The 20,596-nt window shown below is 64.9% G+C and carries 23 protein-coding genes, 1 tRNA gene and 1 other RNA gene; 15 read left to right on the top strand and 10 right to left on the bottom strand.

All coding sequences use genetic code 11. The annotated features are described in order from the left end of the window. Positions 1-19: 19 nt before the first annotated feature. Both BSY17_RS07670 and map read right to left on the bottom strand, forming a co-directional pair. Positions 20-358 (bottom strand): P-II family nitrogen regulator, encoded by a 339-nt coding sequence (locus BSY17_RS07670; protein ID WP_037476853.1) that lies wholly within the window; start codon positions 356-358, stop codon positions 20-22. Positions 359-601: 243 nt separating this feature from the next. Further along, complete coding sequence (gene map, locus BSY17_RS07665; protein WP_037476852.1) at positions 602-1,429, bottom strand: type I methionyl aminopeptidase; 828 nt, start codon at positions 1,427-1,429, stop codon at positions 602-604. A 79-nt stretch (positions 1,430-1,508) separates the two neighbouring features. Between map and BSY17_RS07660 the strand changes: the two genes are divergently transcribed. Continuing rightward, a complete protein-coding gene (locus BSY17_RS07660) occupies positions 1,509-2,270 on the top strand; it encodes a competence/damage-inducible protein A (protein WP_069066848.1) in 762 nt (253 codons plus the stop codon). A gap of 16 nt (positions 2,271-2,286) precedes the next feature. Here BSY17_RS07660 and BSY17_RS07655 read toward each other — a convergent pair whose 3' ends face one another. From BSY17_RS07655 to rpiB, 4 genes are all read right to left on the bottom strand, one after another. Continuing rightward, a complete protein-coding gene (locus tag BSY17_RS07655; RefSeq protein WP_083217079.1) occupies positions 2,287-3,375 on the bottom strand; it encodes a TrmJ/YjtD family RNA methyltransferase in 1,089 nt (362 codons plus the stop codon). 73 nt (positions 3,376-3,448) lie between these two features. Further along, the gene (nrdR, locus tag BSY17_RS07650; protein WP_037477501.1) at positions 3,449-3,907 is read right to left on the bottom strand and encodes a transcriptional regulator NrdR; all 459 of its coding nucleotides are present in this window, start codon (positions 3,905-3,907) and stop codon (positions 3,449-3,451) included. Between the two features lie 93 nt (positions 3,908-4,000). Beyond that, positions 4,001-5,302 carry a serine hydroxymethyltransferase gene (gene glyA / locus BSY17_RS07645; protein WP_069065064.1) on the bottom strand — a complete coding sequence of 434 codons (1,302 nt, stop codon included), beginning with the start codon at positions 5,300-5,302 and terminating at the stop codon, positions 4,001-4,003. A gap of 12 nt (positions 5,303-5,314) precedes the next feature. Then, the gene (gene rpiB / locus BSY17_RS07640; protein WP_069065063.1) at positions 5,315-5,752 is read right to left on the bottom strand and encodes a ribose 5-phosphate isomerase B; all 438 of its coding nucleotides are present in this window, start codon (positions 5,750-5,752) and stop codon (positions 5,315-5,317) included. 102 nt (positions 5,753-5,854) lie between these two features. On the opposite strand from rpiB, the gene BSY17_RS07635 reads away from it, so the two are divergent. After that, positions 5,855-6,046, top strand: a complete 192-nt coding sequence (locus BSY17_RS07635) for a hypothetical protein (protein ID WP_037477506.1) — start codon at positions 5,855-5,857, stop codon at positions 6,044-6,046. Here BSY17_RS07635 and BSY17_RS07630 read toward each other — a convergent pair. Both BSY17_RS07630 and BSY17_RS07625 read right to left on the bottom strand, forming a co-directional pair. Beyond that, on the bottom strand, positions 6,000-7,127 hold the full coding sequence (locus BSY17_RS07630) for an HPP family protein (RefSeq protein ID WP_069065062.1): 1,128 nt from the start codon (positions 7,125-7,127) through the stop codon (positions 6,000-6,002). The two genes, BSY17_RS07635 and BSY17_RS07630, sit on opposite strands and share 47 nt — an antisense overlap. Positions 7,128-7,264: 137 nt before the next feature. After that, positions 7,265-7,921: an alpha/beta hydrolase gene (locus BSY17_RS07625; RefSeq protein WP_017184627.1), complete on the bottom strand. Its 657-nt coding sequence runs from the start codon at positions 7,919-7,921 to the stop codon at positions 7,265-7,267. Between the two features lie 149 nt (positions 7,922-8,070). Between BSY17_RS07625 and BSY17_RS07620 the strand changes: the two genes are divergently transcribed. The 13 genes from BSY17_RS07620 (at position 8,071) to BSY17_RS07560 (ending at position 18,710) form a co-directional block, all read left to right on the top strand. After that, positions 8,071-9,174 (top strand): cysteine desulfurase family protein, encoded by a 1,104-nt coding sequence (locus tag BSY17_RS07620; protein WP_069065061.1) that lies wholly within the window; start codon positions 8,071-8,073, stop codon positions 9,172-9,174. Then, a complete protein-coding gene (locus tag BSY17_RS07615) occupies positions 9,171-10,259 on the top strand; it encodes a cysteine desulfurase family protein (RefSeq protein ID WP_069065060.1) in 1,089 nt (362 codons plus the stop codon). Before BSY17_RS07620 ends, BSY17_RS07615 begins: the two co-directional genes overlap by 4 nt. Positions 10,260-10,280: 21 nt before the next feature. Next, positions 10,281-10,616 carry a 2Fe-2S iron-sulfur cluster-binding protein gene (locus BSY17_RS07610; protein ID WP_037477515.1) on the top strand — a complete coding sequence of 112 codons (336 nt, stop codon included), beginning with the start codon at positions 10,281-10,283 and terminating at the stop codon, positions 10,614-10,616. A 5-nt stretch (positions 10,617-10,621) separates the two neighbouring features. Then, the gene (gene blaSGM / locus BSY17_RS07605; RefSeq protein WP_069065059.1) at positions 10,622-11,584 is read left to right on the top strand and encodes an SGM family class A beta-lactamase; all 963 of its coding nucleotides are present in this window, start codon (positions 10,622-10,624) and stop codon (positions 11,582-11,584) included. A gap of 134 nt (positions 11,585-11,718) precedes the next feature. Then, positions 11,719-11,816: signal recognition particle sRNA small type (gene ffs, locus BSY17_RS07600), an RNA gene on the top strand. 51 nt (positions 11,817-11,867) lie between these two features. Further along, positions 11,868-13,478: a DNA polymerase III subunit gamma/tau gene (locus tag BSY17_RS07595; RefSeq protein ID WP_069065058.1), complete on the top strand. Its 1,611-nt coding sequence runs from the start codon at positions 11,868-11,870 to the stop codon at positions 13,476-13,478. After that, positions 13,475-13,798, top strand: a complete 324-nt coding sequence (locus BSY17_RS07590) for a YbaB/EbfC family nucleoid-associated protein (RefSeq protein WP_037477519.1) — start codon at positions 13,475-13,477, stop codon at positions 13,796-13,798. The genes BSY17_RS07595 and BSY17_RS07590 overlap by 4 nt, the downstream gene beginning before the upstream one ends. 141 nt (positions 13,799-13,939) lie before the next feature. Then, positions 13,940-16,336, top strand: coding sequence for an endopeptidase La (gene lon / locus BSY17_RS07585; protein ID WP_069065057.1), 2,397 nt, complete (start codon positions 13,940-13,942; stop codon positions 16,334-16,336). Positions 16,337-16,516: 180 nt separating this feature from the next. Then, positions 16,517-16,789: an HU family DNA-binding protein gene (locus BSY17_RS07580; RefSeq protein WP_037477523.1), complete on the top strand. Its 273-nt coding sequence runs from the start codon at positions 16,517-16,519 to the stop codon at positions 16,787-16,789. A 186-nt stretch (positions 16,790-16,975) separates the two neighbouring features. After that, positions 16,976-17,545, top strand: a complete 570-nt coding sequence (locus tag BSY17_RS07575; RefSeq protein WP_069065056.1) for a septal ring lytic transglycosylase RlpA family protein — start codon at positions 16,976-16,978, stop codon at positions 17,543-17,545. Positions 17,546-17,638: 93 nt separating this feature from the next. Further along, positions 17,639-17,715: transfer RNA gene (locus BSY17_RS07570), tRNA-His, on the top strand. A gap of 91 nt (positions 17,716-17,806) precedes the next feature. Next, a complete protein-coding gene (hisI, locus tag BSY17_RS07565) occupies positions 17,807-18,169 on the top strand; it encodes a phosphoribosyl-AMP cyclohydrolase (RefSeq protein WP_069065055.1) in 363 nt (120 codons plus the stop codon). Between the two features lie 7 nt (positions 18,170-18,176). Next, the gene (locus BSY17_RS07560) at positions 18,177-18,710 is read left to right on the top strand and encodes a hypothetical protein (RefSeq protein WP_069065054.1); all 534 of its coding nucleotides are present in this window, start codon (positions 18,177-18,179) and stop codon (positions 18,708-18,710) included. A 10-nt stretch (positions 18,711-18,720) separates the two neighbouring features. Here the strand turns inward: BSY17_RS07560 and BSY17_RS07555 are convergent, their stop codons facing one another. Both BSY17_RS07555 and BSY17_RS07550 read right to left on the bottom strand, forming a co-directional pair. After that, positions 18,721-19,341: a YitT family protein gene (locus BSY17_RS07555; RefSeq protein ID WP_037477531.1), complete on the bottom strand. Its 621-nt coding sequence runs from the start codon at positions 19,339-19,341 to the stop codon at positions 18,721-18,723. 88 nt (positions 19,342-19,429) lie between these two features. Then, positions 19,430-20,569 (bottom strand): aspartyl/asparaginyl beta-hydroxylase domain-containing protein, encoded by a 1,140-nt coding sequence (locus BSY17_RS07550; RefSeq protein WP_069065053.1) that lies wholly within the window; start codon positions 20,567-20,569, stop codon positions 19,430-19,432. Between the last annotated feature and the right edge of the window lie 27 nt (positions 20,570-20,596).

The following is a 20,596-nucleotide window of genomic DNA, read 5'->3' as shown; positions in this document are numbered from 1 at the left end:
TCGGGCTGGCGGAGAACCGTCAGATCGCGTCGCTGTCCCGCTCGCCGGTGCGGATGCGGACGGCGCCCTCGATGTTGGAGATGAAGATCTTGCCATCGCCGATGCGGCCGGTCTGCGCGGCGGCGCAGATCGCTTCGACCACACGGTCGGCCAGCGCGTCGTCGACGACGACCTCCAGCTTCACCTTGGGCAGGAAATCGACGACATATTCAGCGCCGCGATAGAGTTCGGTATGGCCCTTCTGGCGGCCAAAGCCCTTGGCTTCGGTCACGGTGATGCCCGACACGCCCACTTCGTGGAGTGCTTCCTTCACCTCGTCCAGCTTGAACGGCTTGATGATCGCTTCGATCTTTTTCATCACTCGTAATCCCAACCCATGACGCCCGACAGGATGCGGGCGATCCGCATCCCTCTCTCCCGTGCGAGAGACGAACATCATGCCCCCCTTGGCCTGCGTCGTCTCTCTTAATCTTCAATTACCGTGCCAATTGGCGAATCGCCTGGATATGCTTTCGGCGATGCCGCAATCTTTGTCCATATTGCCCGGATTCAGGGCAATTTCCTGTGGCTGTGCCCGTTTTTTAAGCAGTAATGTGAACCATCAAAGATAGGGCGGCGCGTCGAGACCGGCGGGGCTTTTGGTGAAAATCTCGCAGCCGGTTTCGGTGATGCCGATACTATGTTCGAACTGGGCCGACAGGGTGCGGTCGCGCGTTACCGCCGTCCAGCCATCGTCCAGCATCTTCACGCCCGCCTTGCCGATGTTGATCATCGGTTCGATGGTGAAGAACATGCCGGGCTTTAATTCGGGGCCAGTGCCGGGGCGACCGACATGGACCACCTCCGGGCTGTCATGAAAGACGCGGCCTAGGCCATGGCCGCAAAAGTCGCGGACCACGCCATAGCGGTGCTTTTCGGCATGGCGCTGGATCACCGCGCCGATGTCGCCGAGATGATTGCCGGGCTTGGCCTGTTCGATGCCCAGCATCAGACATTCATAGGTCACCTCGACCAGGCGGCGCGCCTTGATCGGCGCTTCGCCCGCGATGAACATGCGGCTGGTGTCGCCATGCCAGCCATCGACCAGGGGGGTGACGTCGATATTGACGATGTCACCATCTTTCAGCCGATAGTCGCCGGGGATGCCGTGGCAGATGACATTGTTGATCGATGTGCAGCAACTATGGGTATAGCCGCGATAGCCCAGGGTGGCAGGCACGCCGCCGCCGTCCAGCGTCATGCGCCGGACGATGTCGTCCAGTTCGCCGGTGGTGACGCCCGGCACGACATGCGGCACCAGCGCGTCGAGTATCTCGGCGGCGAGCCGTCCGGCCTTGCGCATGCCAGCAAAACCGGCTGCGTCATAGAGTTTGATCGCAGTCGAGCGGGAGATCGGCGCGTCCGCCGTCATCGTCATATATTCGGTCATGGCATGACTATAGGGGCAGATGCGCGATAATGCGAGAGGGCGGCTAGGCAGCGCGACCAGCGCAGGCTATGCAGCCGCCATGGCCGATACCACCCGCATCTGGACCGCAGCGCTGATCGTCATCGGCGACGAGATTCTCTCTGGGCGCACCCAGGACAAGAATGTCGCGCTGATCGCGCTGTGGCTCAATGTCCAGGGCATCCGCCTGCGCGAAGTACGGGTCGTCGCCGACGATCAGGATGCGATCGTCGAGGCGGTCAACATATTACGCATGCGCAACGATTATCTCTTCACCACCGGCGGCATCGGGCCGACTCATGACGACATCACGGTCGATGCGATCGCGGCGGCGCTGGGCGTGGCGGTGGAAATCCATCCGCAGGCGCGGGCGATGCTGGCGGGCTATTATGAGTCGCGCGGCGGGCTGACCGACGCGCGGCTGCGCATGGCGCGGGTGCCTTCGGGGGCCAGCCTGATCGAAAACCGCATGTCGGGGGCGCCCGGCATCCGGCATGGCAATATCTTCATCATGGCGGGCGTGCCGCATATCACCGCCGGGATGCTCGACAAGCTGACCGGGACGCTGGAGGGCGGCGTGCCTGTCCAGTCGGCGACGGTGGGCTGCTGGGTGGCGGAAAGCGAGATTGCCGACCTGCTGGGCGCGACCGAGCGCGCGCATGAGGGCTGCCAGATCGGTAGCTACCCCTTCTTCCGCGAAGGCCGCACGGGCGCGAATTTTGTGGTGCGATCGACCGATAGCGACAAGCTCGATGCGTGCGTTACGGCATTGTCCCAAGGCCTTGAAGCGGGCGGCTGGCCCGTGACGGCCGGGGGCATCTGACACCCCCCGCCGCCGGTCAGCGTTCGCGCGGCCGGTTGAGGTGCGAGATCACCCCGCGCAGCGTCCGTACCTCCAGATGGTTCCAGCCCGGCTTGGTCAGCAGGTTGCGCAGCGTCAGCTTGGTCGCGGGCGCGCGGTCGGGCGGGAAGAAATAGCCGACCTTTTCGAGCAGCGTGGTGAACTGGTCGATCATGCCCTCCAATTCCTCCTGCGGCGCGGGGACGCCAAGGTCGGTGATGGTGGGCTGGGCGAGGTTCGCCTGCTTGGACCATTCATAGGCGCACAGAATGACCGCTTGCGCGAGGTTCAGCGAGCCGAATTCGGGGTTGATCGGGACGGTCAATATCTTGCGGGCGAGGGCGACGTCCTCGGTCTCCAGCCCGGAGCGTTCGGGGCCGAAAATATAGGCGCAGCGGCCCTGAGCGGCATGGATTTCGCGGGCGGCTTCTTCGGGCGTGACCACGGGCTTGGTGACGCCGCGTTTGCGGACTGTGGTGGCATAGACATGGGCGCAGTCGGCGACGGCCTCGGCCAGCGTTTCATAGACCTGCGCCTGATCGAGGATGAAATCCGCGCCTGCCGCCGATGGGCCTGCGTCGGGATTGGGCCAGCCATCGCGGGGCGTGACCAGACGCATCTCGGTTAGCCCGAAATTGAGCATCGCGCGCGCGGCCTTGCCGATATTCTCGCCCAGTTGCGGGCGGACGAGGACGATGACGGGGGGTGGGGATGTATGTTCTATCATGTTACCGTTCGTCCTGAGTAGGGGCTGAGCCTCTTCCAACGCCGTTCGGTTCGAGCCAGGGTCGAGCGTAGTCGAGACCCGTGGTCGAGAACGGGCAGCGTCCGATACCGCTTTCCAGTCCCCTCGAATTAAGGCTTCCTTCTTTTTGCGTGACCAATCTTTCACCTGGCGCTCGCGTTCCAGCGCGTCGATCCGATCCGTGAAGGTTTCGCTGAACACCAACTCCACCGGGCGTCGATCATGCGTATAGCCCGGAATTGCCCCAGACTGATGTTGTCCGATACGCCGTTCCAGATCATCTGTGTGGCCGGTATAATAGCTGCCGTCGGCGCAGCGGAGGATATAGATCCAGAAACTCATGGTGCGCGTTGTTCTCGACAAGTTCGAACCGAACGGAGGGTGGTGTTCGAGGCGAACGGAGGCAGGAGCGTGTTCACCCGCCCACTTCCTTCACCGTTCCGGCAAAGTCCTCGAAATCTTTGGCATCAGTGAAGTCCTTATAGACGCTGGCGAAGCGGATATAGGCGACGCTGTCGAGGCGTTTGAGGCCTTCCATTACCATTTCGCCGATGGCGCGGGCGGGGACTTCGGTGTCGCCGCTGGTTTCGAGCTGGCGCTGGATGCCGGAAATCAGCTTTTCGATGCGGCTGGGGTCGATCGGGCGCTTGCGGCAGGCGATGCCGATCGAGCGGGCGAGCTTGTCGCGCTCGAACGCTTCCTTGCGCCCCTCGCTCTTGACCACCCAGATGTCGCGGAGCTGGATGCGCTCGAAGGTGGTGAAGCGCGCGGCGCACGCTTCGCACTGGCGGCGACGGCGGATGGCGGCGCCATCTTCCGTCGGCCGGCTGTCCTTCACCTGGCTGTCTTCATGGGAACAGAAGGGGCAGCGCATGATCTAATCAATCTCCGTTCGTTTCGAGCGTGTCGAGAAACGTCTGTGCGAGCCTGTCTCGACTGCGCTCGACACGAACGGCCTGTTTTGTCCTCAGTAGATCGGGAACCGCCCGGTCAGCGCCAGCACCTTTTCGCGCACATGCGCTTCGACCTGGCCGTCGCCGTCGTCGCCATTGCGCTTGAGGCCTTCCACGACCTCGGCAATCAACTCGCCGATCTCGCGGAATTCCGCTTCGCCGAAACCGCGCGTGGTGCCGGCGGGGGTGCCGAGGCGCACGCCCGACGTCACAAACGGGCTGGCGGTGTCGAACGGCACGTTATTCTTGTTGCAGGTGATATAGGCGCGGTCGAGCGCCTTTTCCGCGGCCTTGCCCGTGGTGTTCTTGGCGCGCAGGTCGACCAGCATCAGATGATTGTCCGTGCCGCCCGACACGATCGACAGGCCAGCGTCGGCCACCGTCGCGGCCAGCGTCTTGGCATTGGCGACGATCTGGTGCGCGTAGGCCTTGAACTCCGGGGTCAGCGCTTCCTTGAACGCCACGGCCTTGGCGGCGATGATGTGCATCAGCGGGCCACCCTGGAGGCCGGGGAAGATGGCGCTGTTGAACTTCTTGGCCAGTGCCTCGTCATTGCACAGGATGATGCCCGAACGGGGACCACGCAGCGACTTGTGGGTCGTGGTGGTGGTGACATGGGCGTGAGGGACGGGCGAGGGATGCGCGCCGCCCGCGACCAGGCCGGAGAAATGCGACATGTCGGCGAGCAGATAGGCACCCACTTCGTCGGCGATTTCGCGGAAGCGTTCGAAATCCCAGTGGCGCGAATAGGCGGTGCCGCCGCAGATGATGAGCTTGGGCTTGCTCTCGCGCGCGATGCGGGCGACCTCGTCCATGTCGATCATATGATCGTCAGCACGCACGCCATAGGCGATGGGGTTGAACCACTTGCCCGACATGTTGACCGGCGATCCATGGGTCAGATGGCCGCCCGACGACAGGTCAAGGCCCATGAAGGTGTCGCCCGGCTGGAGCAGGGCGAGGAACACGGCCTGGTTCATCTGGCTGCCGCTATTGGGCTGGACGTTGGCGAATTTCGCGCCGAACAGCTCTTTTGCCCGTTCGATCGCCAGCGTCTCGACGACATCGGCATATTCGCAGCCGCCATAATAGCGCTTACCAGGATAGCCTTCGGCATATTTGTTGGTGAAGATCGAGCCTGCGGCCTCCAGCACGGCTTTCGACGCGATATTTTCGGACGCGATCAGTTCGATCTTGTCCTGCTGGCGCTTCAATTCATGTTCGATCGCGCCGAAGATTTCGGGGTCCGCGCTGCTAAGCGATTCGCTGAAGAAGCCGTCCTGACGGATGGCCGGGCTGAGAGTGTCGATGCTCATCGAAATATCCTTTCAGAGCGCGGGCTGGGATAATTTTTCGACGCGGCCGGCATGGCGGCCTCCGCCAAATTCGGTGGTGAGGAACGCGATGACGCACGCCTTGGCCATGTCCACGCCAGTCAGGCGCGCACCCATGGCCAGCACATTGGCGTCATTATGCTCGCGCGAGAGCGCCGCCGACAGCGGCTCGCCGACTAGGGCGCAGCGGCAGGCCGGGTTGCGATTGACCGCGATCGAAATGCCGATTCCCGACCCGCACAGCGCAATGCCGCGATCCGCCGCGCCGGAGGCGATCGCTGTCGCGAGTTTGTAACCATAATCGGGATAATCGACGCGGTCGGCGGTCGCCGGGCCGAGGTCGTCGACTTCATGCCCTTCGTCGCGCAGCCATTGCGCCAGTTCCGCCTTCAATTCGACGGCGGCATGGTCGGATGCGATGGCGATCTTCATTTGCGGTGCGTCCCTTCACCGATGGGGTGATTCGTTCCCGCGCCTCTTAGGGGCAGAAGCGGTAGATTGCCACCTTGGTCCGCCGCCCTTATGGGCAGAGCCATGACAGGCACGATCCTCTCCATCCTCATGCTGGCCGGGCTGCTGCTGACCGGCGGTGGTCTCTATGTGATGTTCCGCTTGCGCGACCGCAAGCGCGGCGCGCTGATGATCATCGCGGGGCTGGTGATGTTCGGCAATGTCGCGATCACGGCCATACCGGGGCCGGACTTGCCGGGGCTGGAACGCCGCTGAGCCGCAGCGCCAGCGTCGCCAGCAGATCGGTCTGCGTCACCAGTCCCAGCAGGCGATGATCGGTGTCGACCACCACCGCAGCATGGCGCACACCGCTGCTGAACGGACCTATCAGGCGCGCGACCGGCGTATCGGCATGGACGAAGAGCGGCCGGTGGGCGACGTCGGCGACAAGTACGCCGTCCTGCAACAGGTCGCGGGCATTGATCATCCCCTGCACCCGGCCAGCATCGTCCAGCACCGGCAGCGACAGGAGATGGCGCGCCTGCATCAGCGTGCGGGCCTCTGTCACCGTCTGACTGGCGGCGATATGCAGCACGTCGCGCGCCATGATCTCATCGCACCGCGTCGCGCCATGCGTGCGTTCGGCCGCGCGCAACTGGGCATCGGCCAGCAAGGGGCGCAGGTCCGCCTCGTCCACGTCCAGCCTTGCGCCAAAGCCATGGAGCGCGTCGGCGATATCCTGCGCGCTGGGGGCGGCGCGCAGCAGGGGAGCGGGATCGGTGGTGGCGTGGGGCGACGGTGCCCTGGGCGGTACATGGGGATAGTTTTGGCCGACCATGCGGTGGAACAGCATCGCGACGATCAAGAGCAGCAGCGTGTTCGCGCCCACAGGCGTCAGGGCGAACAGATAGCCGGTGTCGCTTCCGGCCAGCACGGCAGACAGCGCGACAGCGCCGCCGGGCGGGTGGAGGCAGCGCAGCAGCGACATGATCGCGATCGCCCCGCCGACCGCTACGGCCGCGGCCATGGTCGGGTTGGGGATGATGTGGGCGATGGCGATGCCGACCAGCGCGGAAATGATGTTGCCGCCCAGCACCGGCCAGGGTTGCGCCAGCGGACTGGCGGGCACGGCGAACAGCAGCACCGCCGAGGCACCCATGGGGGCCACCAGCAGCGGATGGGCTAGGCCATTGCCGAGCATCAAGCCGCATAGCAGCCCGGTGATCGCGATCCCGCCGATCGCGCCGCTGGCCGCCTTGATCCGGTCGAGTAAGCCGGGACCGGGCGGGGCGGGTATGAAGCTGCTATAATAGCGGCTCCAGACCATGCGGGGCTTGGGTTCGGGCGTGTCGGACATGGTCGCTGCGCTAACGGGCGGAAGCGAAGGATGCCACGCCGAATAATCAGGCCCGTTGAAAGTCTGGCTTTGCCTTTACCCAAAGAAAAAGGGGCCGCCTTGCGGCAGCCCCTTTTTCTTTCTCGCGGGCTTTGTGCTCAGCGGATCGGCGAATCCGGGGACAGGCGCATGTCGAGATAATTGTCGACCGACTTCATCAGCTGATCGAGTTCATGTTCGAAGAAGTGGTTGGCACCCCGGATTTCATCATGGTGGATGGTGATGCCCTTTTGCGTGCGCAGCTTGTCGACCAGTTTCTGGACGGCGCTGGCGGTCACGACTTCATCGGATGTGCCCTGCACGATGATGCCCGAAGAGGGGCAGGGGGCGAGGAAGGAGAAGTCGTACATGTTGGCGGGCGGCGCGACCGAGATGAAGCCGCGGATTTCCGGGCGGCGCATCAGCAATTGCATGCCGATCCACGCGCCGAAGGAGAAGCCCGCAATCCAGGTGGTCTGTGCTTCGGGATGGAAGCTCTGGACCCAGTCGAGCGCTGCTGCGGCATCGGACAGTTCGCCGATGCCGTTGTCGAACGTCCCCTGGCTGCGGCCGACGCCCCGGAAGTTGAAGCGCAGCACGGCAAAGCCACGCTTCACGAAGGTCTTGTAGAGCGCTTGGGTGATGCGGTCGTTCATGGTGCCGCCGCCCTGCGGATGCGGGTGCAGGATCATGGCGACCGGCGCACGCGGGCGGGGCGGGGGGCTGAAACGGCCTTCGAGACGGCCTTCGGGTCCGGTAAAGATTACGTCGGGCATGGCACCTGTTATCGTTCTGGGCCACTCGGCCCGGATGGGCAGGGCGGCAAATGGAGTCGCGTCGGGCACGCCAAGGGATGTGCTGGCGCAGCGCGGCAGACCGCCTATATAGAAGCCGCCGCCATTTCCGCAATCAATGAGTAGCCCCCTTGGCCGCCGACCGTCTCTATCTCGATCATGCCGCGACGACACCGATGCTGGCGCAGGCCCAGGCGGCGATGGTCGCCGCCATGGGCCATTGGGCCAACCCGTCCAGCCCCCATGCCGACGGCCGCGCCGCGCGTGCCGCGCTGGAGGATGCCCGCGCCCGGATCGCGGCGGCGCTGGGCTGGCAGGGCCATGTGATTTTCACGTCCGGGGCGAGCGAGGCGATCGCGATCGGGCTTGGCCGGGCGAAGGCGGGGCGGATCGTGACGTCGGCGGTGGAGCATGATGCGGTGCTGCGGGTGACGAAGGGGGCCGAGCGGCTGGCGGTGGATGGGGATGGCATAGTTAGAACACCCGTTCGGGCTGAGCCTGTCGAAGCCCCTCTCTTCTCGCAAGAAAAGGAAGGCCCTTCGACAGGCTCAGGGCGAACGGATTATAAAACAGTGTTCGCCATCCAGCATGTCAACAATGAGACCGGCGTCATCCAGCCGCTCGACCAGATCGAGCGCCATGGCGCGATCCTGTTCGCGGATTGCGCGCAGAGTGCGGGCAAGTTGCCGCTGCCCGATGCCGACATGATCGCGATCAGTGGGCATAAATTTGGGGGTCCGCCGGGTATTGGCGCGCTGCTGATCCGCGATCTGGCGCTCATTGAGGCGAGCGGCGGGCAGGAGCAGGGCTATCGCGCGGGGACCGAGAATCTGCCTGCGATCCTGGCGATGGCGGCGGCGCTGGAGGCGCGGGCGGACTGGTTGCCGGGCGCTGCGCTGCTGCGCGCGCGGCTCGACGCGGGGATCGAGGCGGCGGGCGGGGTGATCGTCGCGCGCGATGCGCCGCGCATCGCTGCGATCGCCAGCTACCGGATGCCGGGTCTGTCGGCCCGCGCGCAACTCATTCAGTTCGATATGGCGGGCATTTCGGTGTCGGCGGGCAGCGCTTGTTCGTCCGGTTCGCTCAAAACCAGCCATGTGCTGCACGCCATGGGCTGGGACGAAGCGGTGGCGAGCGAGGTGGTGCGGGTGAGTTTCGGGCCGCAGGCGCACGAGGCCGATATCGATCGTTTCCTCGCCGCCTGGACCGCGATGGCGCAGCGGGCGCGGCGATGATCTATCTCGATTATCAGGCGACGACGCCGCTGGCCCCTGAAGCGTTCGACGCGATGGTGCCGCTGCTGCGCGACCAGTTCGCCAATCCGCACAGCGCGCATCGTCTGGGCCGGGCAGCGGCGGCGCAGGTCGAGGTCGCGCGCGAGGCGGTCGGCGCGCTGCTGCCGGCGGGTGGGCGGTTGCTGTTCACGTCTGGCGCGACCGAGGCGCTCAACATCGCCATTCAGGGTGCGCCCAAGGGCGATATCGTCACCATCGCGACCGAACATGCCGCGGTGCTGGATACGGTGGAGGCCTTGGCGCGCGCGGGGCGGACGGTGACGGTGCTGCCGGTCGGCGCGGATGGCGTCGTGGACTTGGATGCGGCCGCTCAGGCGATACGGCCCGGCGTGGCGCTGGTGGCGGTGATGCTGGTCAATAATGAGATCGGCGTGATCCAGCCCGTCGCAGATTTGGCGGCGATGGCGCATCGGGCGGGCGCGCTGCTGCTATGCGACGCGGTGCAGGGCTATGGCCGGGTGCCGATCCCCGACGCTTGCGACATGGTCGCGATCAGCGCGCATAAAATCCATGGGCCAAAGGGGGTGGGGGCCTTGTGGCTGCGTGACGGGGTCAGCCCCACACCGCTCCTCCATGGCGGCGGACAGGAAGGCGGGTTGCGCTCCGGCACGCTGTCGCCTGCGCTGTGCGCCGGATTCGGGGTTGCTGCGCGATTGATGGTCGAACGGGCGGAGGCCGACCGCGCGCATGTCGAATCGTTGTCCGACCTTGCCCGCGCGCTGTTTGCCGACTGGACGGTCAACGGCAGCATGACCGCGCGCTATCCGGGTAATCTCAACCTCCGCCGCGCCGGAATCGATGGCGCGCGATTGTTGTCGGATTGCCGCAATATCGCTTTTTCGCTCGGCAGCGCTTGCGCAAGCGGGTCCGGCAGGCCTAGCCATGTGCTGCGCGCACTGGGCCTGACAGACGCACAGGCGCGTGGATCGGTGCGGATCGGCTTTGGCCGCTACACGACATCGGCCGAACTGGAGAGCGCTGCGGAGGCATTGAACAAGGCAGCAGCCGCACAAGCGGCGCTGTAAAAAAGGGAGCGTCGCACCATCATGACCAGGGTTACCTTCATCAGCGCTGACGGGGAACGGCGACAGGAGGTCGATGCCCCGGCGGGATCGGTGCTGCTCGACATCGCACAGGCGGCGGGCCAGCCGCTCGAAGGGACATGCGAGGGGCAGATGGCCTGTTCCACCTGCCATGTCATCGTCGAAGCCACCGATTTTCCGCGCCTCGGCCGCGCCAGCGAGGATGAGGAGGATATGCTCGACCTCGCCGCGTCCGCCACGCGCACCAGCCGCCTGTCATGCCAGATCATCCTGGCTGATGGGCTGGACCAGTTGACGGTGCGCATTCCGCCCGAATCCTACAATATGCAGGGTATGTGAAGCCGATGAAACGCTTGTCCGCGCTTGCCTTGCTGCTGCTGATCGCCGCGCCGTCCAGCGCCGCCGAGAAGCAGAAAAAGACCAAGGAGCCGGTGCCGACCGGGCAGCTTGATTCGCTGCTGCCGCCTGCGCCGCGCTATCTGGTGCCGCAATCGGCGCTGGCGCAGGTGCGCAATCCCAAGGAGATTGAGCAGGAAACCGGCGGGCGGCTGGGTGTCGCGCTGGTCGATAAGCAGGGCGCGCTCTTGCTGGGCTTCAACCGCGACGAGCCGTTCGCGATGTGCTCGACCTTCAAGGCGCCATTGGCGGCGGCGGTGCTGATCGGCGCGGAGGGCGGTAAGTTCGGGCTGGAAGGAGAGATATCCTTCAGCAAGGACGATATTCTCGATTATGCGCCGGTGGTGAAGGCAAACCGCAAGCGCGGCCGGATGAGCATGGCCGAACTGGCGCAGGCGGCGGTCGAAGTGAGCGACAATAGTGCGGCGAACCTGCTGCTGCCGATGCTGGGCGGGCCGCAGGGGCTGACCGCCTTCATGCGCGCGCATGGCGACAGCGTGACCCGGCTGGATCGTAACGAGCCGGACCTGAACGAAAATGCCGAGGGCGACCCGCGCGACACGACCACGCCCGCCGCGATGGCCGGGCTGATGGGGCGGCTGTTGTTCCGCGACATGCAGGGGGAGAGCGCCGATCGGCTGCGCGGCTGGCTGAACGCCAGCAGCACGGGCGACAAGCGGATCAAGGCGGGCCTGCCCGAAGGCTGGACGTCGGGCAGCAAGACCGGCAGCTGCGGCACCGCTTATAATGACGTGGCGCTGGTCAAGTCGCCGGCGGGCGATGAATATATATTGGCGGTCTATCTCGACCGGCCGACGGTCGATGCCAAGAAGGCCGAGGCAGCGATTGCCGAGACGGCGCGGGCTGCGTTGGAATTTGTCGGGCAGGCGCAAAAGAGCGGGCTGGAATAGGAGTATTCCACCGTTCCGTTCGTGTCGAGCGAAGTCGAGACACGCTTGCGCCAAGGTCGCCGCTTCTCGACTTCGCTCGAAGCGAACGGTTTTGGTTGCCCCTTGCCATTATGTCACCCTTTCGCCATATGCGCGGCGGGAGTCGGGCGGACGTGATCGTCGCGAACCGGGTCAGGTCCTGACGGAAGCAGCCACAGTGATTTCGTCACGGGTCGTTCCGGCTCCCACCTTCCAGCCATCATCCCGCTTCGACAATGGCGGCCCGAACGGCTAGACCAGACCGATGTCCGATTCCCAGCAGCCCTATCGCGTCCTCGCGCGCAAATATCGACCGCGCAGCTTTCATGAGCTGATCGGGCAGGACGCGATGGTCCAGACGCTGGGCAATGCGATCCGGCGCGGGCGGCTGGCCCATGCCTTTTTGATGACGGGCGTGCGCGGGGTCGGCAAGACATCGACCGCGCGGCTGATCGCCAAGGCGCTCAACTGCATCGGCGCGGACGGGCAGGGCGGGCCGACGATCGACCCGTGTGGCGTCTGCGAACCCTGCACCGCGATCGCCGAGGGCCGCCATATCGACGTGGTCGAGATGGACGCGGCCAGCCATACCGGCGTCGATGACGTGCGCGAGATTATCGAGGCGGTGCGCTATGCTGCCGTCTCCGCGCGCTACAAGATCTACATCATCGACGAAGTGCATATGCTGTCCAAAAACGCCTTCAACGCGCTGTTGAAGACGTTGGAGGAGCCGCCCGCCCATGTGAAATTCCTGTTCGCGACGACCGAAGTGAACAAGGTGCCGGTCACCGTCCTGTCGCGCTGCCAGCGGTTCGACCTGCGGCGTATTCCGGCCGAACTGCTGGCCAGCCATTTCGCTCATGTAGTCGAAGCGGAGAAAGTCGCGGCGGAGCCGGATGCGCTGTCGCTGATCGCGCAGGCCGCCGAAGGGTCGGCGCGCGATGGCCTCTCCATCCTCGACCAGGCAATCGCCCATGCGGAGATGGGGGAGGGGGAGCCGGTCGTCACGGCGGCGCAGGTGCGCGACATGCTGGGCCTGTCCGATCGCGGGGCGGTGCGCCGTCTGCTGGGACTGCTGCTGGCGGGTGATACCGCCGCGCTGCTGGTCGCCGTGCGCGATCAATATGCGCTGGGCGTCGAGCCGCTGGCGCTGATGCGCGGGCTGATGGAACTGGTCCATGCCGTGACATTGGTGAAGGCAGGGCGCGACATCGCCAGCCCCGGCCAGTCCGCCGAGGAGCGCGATGCGCTGGCCGACTGGGCCGCGCAAATCGGCTTCGCGCCCTTGCATCGGCTGTGGCAATTGCTGGTCAAGGGGCATGACGAGGTGGCGAGCGCCATCCTGCCGATCGAAAGCTGTGAAATGGCGCTGCTGCGAGTGATGCACGCCGCGACCATGCCCGATCCGGGCGAGATTGCGCGGATGCTGCGCGAGGGCGGGCCTGTTGCTGCTGCGGCACCGGGCGCGGTGGCTGCAACGACAGGCGCTGGTCCTGCCGCGCAATTGCCGGCCACTTTCCCCGATCTGATCGAGGCCTTCTGGCAGCGGGGCAAGGGGCAGCTAGCGCAGGAACTCCATGATAGCGTCGCGCTGGTGCGCTATGCGCCGCCCGAACTGGATTATCGGGGGGCACCCTCACTATCGGCGGATTTTGCGGCGCGGATCGTGCCTGCGCTCAAGGAGGTGACGGGTGTTGCCTGGCGCGTGGCGCAGAGCGATGGCGAGGCGCAGCCGACCTTGTTAGCGCAGGAGCAGGCCGCGCAGGCCAATGCCCGCGCCACTATTCTCGAAACCCCGGTGGTGAAGGCGGCGATGGCGGCCTTTCCCGATGCGGAGCTGGACGACCGGCTCGAACAATGGAGTGTAGGACAATGAAGGATCTGAACGAAATCCTGGGCATGGCAAGCCGTGTGCAGGAAGAATTGCAGCGTGCGCAGGACAATCTCGACAAGCTGGAAGTCGAAGGCGCGGCGGGCGGCGGCCTCGTCAAGGTCAAGGCTTCGGCCAAGGGCCGCATCCTCGGCGTATCGATCGACGACAGCCTGCTGGCGCCGTCGGAAAAGCAGATGCTCGAAGACCTGGTCACCGCCGCGTTCAACGATGCGCGCAAGAAGGCGGACGAGGTCAGCAATGCCGAAATGGGCAAGATGACCGCTGGCCTGCCCTTGCCCCCCGGCTTCAAACTGCCGTTCTGAGCGCGGATGTGCGCGAAGAGCCCTATAATAACCCTGGGTTCATCGTGACCGCATTATGACATCCCCTGATTGATTGACGCGATAGCCATCCCCATAAAGGCGATGAACCGTAGGACAGGCCCCATTTGGCCCGGAGTGTGAATGACTGTGCAATATCCCCTTCTGCCGCTGCGTGACATCGTCGTCTTTCCGCAGATGATCGTCCCGCTCTTCGTCGGTCGCGACAAGAGCGTTTCCGCGCTGGAAGCGGCGATGGAAGGCAATAAGGAAATCTTCCTGGTGTCGCAGCTCGACCCGGCCGAGGATGATCCGGGCCAGGATTCGCTCTATGATACGGGCGTCGTGGCGGTTGTGCTGCAATTGCTCAAGCTGCCCGATGGCACGGTGCGCGTGCTGGTCGAAGGCAAGCATCGTGCGCGGCTGACGACGATGGCGGAGACCGGCACGCATCTGGTCGCCGATGTCGAGTCGGTCGAGGATATTGCCGCCGAAGGGCCGGAAGCCGCCGCGCTGATGCGCTCGGTCGCTGAACAGTTTGAGAATTACGCCAAGCTCAACAAGAAGCTGCCCGCCGAAACGCCGGTGCAGCTGCGCGAGATCGAGGATGCCGGGCGGTTGGCCGATGCCGTGTCCGCCAACATCAACGTCAAAGTGTCCGACAAGCAATCGCTGCTGGTCGAGGCTGATCCGGTCAAGCGGCTGGAAATGGTGTTCGCCTTCATGGAAGGCGAACTGGGTGTCTTGCAGGTCGAAAAGAAGATCCGTGGTCGCGTGAAGCGGCAGATGGAGAAGACCCAGCGCGAATATTATCTCAACGAGCAGCTAAAAGCGATCCAGCGCGAACTGGGCAATGGCGAAGGTGAGGAAGGCGACGAACTGGCCGAACTGGCCGAGAAGATCGCCAAGACCAAGCTGAGCAAGGAAGCCCGCGCCAAGGCGACGGCCGAGCTTAAGAAGCTCAAGGGCATGCAGCCCATGTCGGCTGAGGCCACTGTGGTGCGCAACTATCTCGACGTGCTGCTGGGCTTGCCCTGGGGCAAGAAGGGCAAGGTCAAGAACGACCTCAAGCGCGCGCAGGATGTCCTCGATGAGGATCATTTCGCGCTCGACAAGGTCAAGGACCGGATCATCGAATATCTCGCGGTGCAGGCGCGTACCAATAAGCTGAAAGGCCCGATCCTGTGCCTCGTCGGCCCGCCGGGGGTGGGCAAGACCTCGCTTGGCCGTTCGATCGCCAAGGCGACGGGGCGCGAGTTCGTGCGCCAGTCGCTGGGCGGCGTGCGCGACGAAGCCGAAATTCGTGGTCACCGCCGCACCTACATCGGCTCGCTGCCGGGCAAGATCGTCACGAATTTGAAGAAAGCGGGGACGATGAACCCGCTGTTCCTGCTCGATGAGATCGACAAGCTGGGCCAGGATTTCCGCGGCGATCCGGCATCCGCACTGCTCGAAGTGCTGGACCCCGAACAGAATAGCAAGTTTCAGGACCATTATCTGGAGATCGACGTCGATCTTTCGGATATCATGTTCGTGACGACCGCCAACTCGTTGAATTTGCCGCAGGCCTTGCTGGACCGGATGGAGATCATCCGGCTGGAAGGCTATACCGAGGACGAGAAAGTCGAGATCGCGCAGCGGCATCTGATCGCCAAGCAGATCGACGCCCATGGCCTGAAGGAAGGCGAGTTTGAGGTGACCGAGGCGGCCGTTCGCGACCTCATCCGTTACTATACCCGCGAGGCGGGCGTCCGCACGCTGGAGCGCGAAGTCGCGCGGCTGGCGCGCAAGGCGCTGCGCAAGATCCTCGAAGGCGTCTATGACAAGGTCGTCATCACGCCGGACACGCTCGCCGACTATGCCGGTGTGCGGAAGTTCCGCCATGGCGTGGGCGAGGAAGAGCATCAGATCGGCGCGGTAACGGGCCTTGCCTGGACCGAGGTGGGCGGCGAACTGCTGACGATCGAGGCGGTCACCGTGCCCGGCAAGGGCATGATCAAGACGACCGGCAAGCTCGGCGATGTGATGACCGAATCGATCCAGGCGGCCTTCTCTTATGTGAAGGCGCGCTCGCCGGGCTATGGCATCAAGCCCAGCATCTTCAATCGCAAGGACATCCACATCCATCTGCCCGAAGGCGCAGTGCCCAAGGATGGGCCGTCGGCGGGCATCGGCATGGTCACCTGCATCGTGTCGACGTTGACCGGCATCCCCGTCCACAAGGATGTCGCGATGACCGGCGAGGTGACCTTGCGCGGTCGCGTCCTGCCGATCGGCGGCTTGAAGGAAAAGCTGTTGGCGGCGTTGCGCGGTGGCATCAAGACGGTGTTGATCCCGCAGGAAAATGAGAAAGACCTAGCGGAAATTCCGGCCAATATCCGTGACGGGCTGGAAATCGTGCCCGTCAGCCATGTGGACGAAGTGCTGGCGCGTGCCTTGATGTCGGTGCCCGAAGCGATCGCCTGGACCGAAGAGGATGACCTGGCCGCGCAGCCAAGCAATGGCCAGGGGCGCGACGGGGACGCTACGCTGCGGCATTGACCGACGGGCCGATAGGGCAAAAGCGACGGGTTTCCGGCATTTTCATGCTGCATTGCGAAATTGCATGTGATCCGGGAACTTCGTCGCTTTCCCTTTGACAGCCACCGAAAGCTGCGCCTTATTGCCGCCTTTACGCCGCGATTCCTAAACTAACCAACAGCATCAGGGGGTTCCCAAGGCATGAACAAGCAGGATCTGATCAGCGCGGTTGCCGAAAGCAGCGGCCTTACCAAGAATGACGCGACCAAGGCTGTGGAAGGCGTGTTCGATGCCATCACCGGCGCGCTGAAGAAGGGCGACGAAGTGCGCCTGGTCGGCTTTGGCACTTTCTCCGTCACCCAGCGCAAGGCATCGACCGGCCGCAACCCGCGCACCGGCGAAACGATGACCATCAAGGCGTCGACCCAACCCAAGTTCAAGGCCGGCAAGGGCCTCAAGGATTCGGTCAACTGACGGTCCGGGCATCGGCACAAGATGCAGATGCCCGCGTCGCACGATCTTAAGGGCGTCGCGGCCTGAAAAAATCGAGAGTGCGTGATAACGGGAACTGAGCCGCACGCATGGGCGCAAGACAATAGGGTGGGTGCTGGATCAGCACTCACCCTTCTGCTTTTGGGCCAGGCGGGTTAGGGAAGCGGCATGAGGATGAGACGATTTGCCGCGCTGTGCGGCGCGGGCGCGATGGCGCTGCTGCTGTCGGCCTGTGGTGGCGGTCAATACCGGCCGGTGCGGGATGTGCCGGTCAAGATCGGCCCGCCCTATGTGGTGCGTGGCGTCACCTACACGCCTGCGGCTGATCCGGGTTATGACATGCTGGGCTATGCCAGCTGGTATGGATCGGAATCGGGCAATCGCACCGCCAATGGCGAACGCTTCCGTCCCGGCTGGGTGACCGCCGCGCATACCAGCCTGCCGCTGCCGAGCTACATCGAGGTGACGGCGCTGGACACCGGACGCACCATCGTCGTGCGGGTCAATGATCGCGGGCCTTTTTCCGGGCGCGGGCGGGTGATCGACCTGTCGCGCGGCGCGGCCGAGCAATTGGGCGTGCGGGCGCAGGGGCATGTGCCGGTGCGGGTGCGGCTGGTCGATCCGCCCGAAAAGGATCGCGCCCGGCTGCGCAAGGGCAAGGCGGCACCGGCGCGCCCCTCCGTGCCCGAAGCTACCCTGCGCAAATTGCGCGCGCAGTTGCGCGCGGCGGGGCTGTAAGCGGCGGAAAGCGCCGATCGCGGCATTTGCCTGCTTGACGGGGCGAGATGAGCCGCATATGTGCCCACATCTCGCGGGCCTCATGGCCCCATGGCGATCGTAGCTCAGTTGGTTAGAGCGCCGGTTTGTGGTACCGGAGGTCGGGGGTTCAAGACCCCTCGATCGCCCCATTTTCTTCCTTCCGCCCTGATACCGGGCATAATTGCCGGACAGGCGGGAAGGGGCTTCGCAGCATCGCGATTGCGCCCTATAGCCCCCGGCATGACCGATGCGCGCGACAAGGGGCTGACCCTCAATCCCAAATATGACGACCATGGCCTGATCACGGCGGTGGTGACCGATGTGGACAGTGGCGACGTGCTGATGGTCGCGCATATGAATGCGCAGGCACTGGCGTTGACGGTCGAAACGGGCCTGGCCCATTTCTGGTCGCGCAGTCGGCAGGCGCTGTGGAAGAAGGGCGAAACGTCGGGCAACATGCTGGCGGTGCGCGACATTCGCATCGATTGCGATCAGGATGCGGTTTGGGTGAAGGCGGTGCCTGCCGGGCCGACCTGCCACACTGGCGCGCGCTCCTGTTTCTTCCGCCGGGTCGGCCCCGATGGCCTGAGCGCAGTCGATTAGGACGTCGATGCGGCGATCCGGCCTTGCTCTGTGTCTGATGCTGGCAGCGTGCCAGCCTGCCGCCGTTTCCAACGACATGGCGGCCGAGGCGGGCAGCGACGTGCCTGCGTCCGGGCTGGAGCGCGCCGCGATCGAAAGTGGCGTCATCACCGATGCGGCCAAGATATCGCCGGTCGGGCTGTTTCAGCGCCGCCATGAAGCCGGGCGGGATGCGTTGTGCGTGGTGCCCGGTGCCAAGGGCGCGCTGCGCTTCGGCTTGGAAGCCAATTTCGGCGAGCAACTCGCCTGCCGGGGGCAGGGGACCGCACGGCGCGCGGGCGACAAGCTGATCCTGCGCTTTGCTGGCGGCGATCGCTGCATTATCGTCGCCCAATATGATGGCGATCAGGTTGCGCTGCCGGGTGTCGTGGATCTCGCCTGCGCGCAGCTCTGCGATGGGCGCGCCACGCTGGAAGGGGTCAGTTTCCCCCGGATCGCAGGTGATGCAGGCACGGCTTTGCGTGCGCAGGGGACAGGTGGCGACCCGCTCTGCAAGAGCTGAACGCACTGGCTCAATGGCCGATATAGCGGCCCGGCCGGTGGTTGACGATCAGCACGGCATTGATCGCCGCCGCCGACAGGACCGACAGCGCGAAGCGATCGGCGCTCAGCAGCGGTAGCGATGCCGCCAGGATGATGGCGTCGCCGATCATCTGCGTGCGGCCCGCATTCCATCCCCGCGTCTTTTGCAGCGTGAGCGCGATGACGCCGAGGCCACCGACGCCCGCGCCATGGCGCGCGATGGCGAGGATCCCGAAACCGATGATCGATCCGCCGAACAGCGCGGCAAAGAGCGGGCTGACCCGTGCCAGTTCCAGCGCCAGCGGCATCATCGTGCCCAGCCCCATGATCGCGATATTGGCGAACAGCGTTTTCAGGCCGAAGGCCGCGCCCATCGCCCGCCCGGCGAACAGGAAGAAGGGGATGTTGATCAGCAGGAACAGCGTCGCTGGCGACCAGTGGATCAGATAGGACAGCAGCAGCGCAATGCCCGCCATGCCGCCCGTCACCAGATTGGCCTGTTTCAGCAGCATCAGCCCCATGGCGATGAAGGCGCAGCCAAGCGCAATGGCATAGCCATCTTCGGCGAGATTGTGCGGGCGGGCGGCTGGGAAGGCATGCGTGGGAGTCATGGCGTGTCCGTCAAGCGTTACGCCCCGGTCATCCTCTTGCCCTGCCGCTGCTCATACAGCGGACGCGCGCCACTGCAAGAGGCTGCGCTTATCCGCCGGTGTCGATCTGCGCCGGGCCATATTGGTCGATCGCTTGGAACAACAGGGTCAGCGCCGCGCGTTCCTCCGCCACGATCTCCGGCCGCCACACTTCGAACAGCAGGATGACGCGGGTGTCGGCGCTGCGGTTCCAGGCCTCATGTTCGATACTGTCGTCAAAGATCAGCATCTCGCCCCGGTGCCAGGGCCGCGTTTCCGCGCCGACGCGCAGCGCGCAATCGGGGGGCGTCAGCAGTGGCAGGTGGCAGATGAGCCGCGTGTTGAGCAGGCCATGATGGGGTGCGATATGGGTGCCGGGCTTGAGCAGCGACCACAGCGCCGTCGGCGATCGCCCTTCGATCACCGGCATCGGCGCATGGTCGAGCGCGGCCATGACGGCTGGGCAGCGCGTGGCATGGTCCGCCACCGGCGCGCCGCTCTGCCAGAAATAATAGGCCCCCCAACTGGGATCGTCGCGCAACTTGTTGTTGGGGGCCGGACGCTCCTTCGATGTCTGGACATAGGGCGCGAAGTCCGGCGCACCCGCGCGCACCGCCGCCAGTTCAGCGACGATCGCGTCGGTCATCGCCTCCATTGGCGCGACCCAGTCGAAATCGCTGCGCTCGTAAAAGGCGCGCTGGGGTAGGCCGGGGAAATAGAACATGCTGGGCTGTTGCAGATATATCTCGCGCTTGCCGAGCAGCAGGTCGGTGGCGTGCGCGATGCGGGGTAGCGGCGGCAGGTCGCGGATCGCGGCGGTCAGATGATCCTCGAACCGTTGGCTCGATTGGGCGATCGCGTCTTGCGCCTGTTGCAGCATCGGTTGCAATTGCGGCGGCGCGCCATGGGCGGCCGCCTGCGCCAGCGCGGTGCGCCGCCAGCTGATCGCGCCACGATCGTCACCGCGCGCCTGCGCATTATGACCCATGGCGAGCAAAGCGGGCAGGTTGCGCGGATCGCCCGCCAGGATCGCGCGCAGGGCCTCCGCCTCGCCATCCCGATCGCCGAGCCGATTGCAGACCTGCGCCAGCAGCATCGGCGGCGGCGCGGCCATCTGCGCCAGTGTCGCGCGCGCCTTGGCCGCGTTACCGCCGCGCAGCGCCACCAATGCGGCCTGGGCCAGCGCCTCTTCTCTTGCCTGATCGCTCATGCCCCTGCCTTATCGGGGAGCCTGATC

The sequence above is a fragment of the Sphingobium sp. RAC03 genome, assembly GCF_001713415.1.
GTDB lineage: Bacteria > Pseudomonadota > Alphaproteobacteria > Sphingomonadales > Sphingomonadaceae > Sphingobium.
Note: the sequence above shows the minus strand (reverse complement) of the source record. Positions and strands in the feature narration are given on the sequence as shown.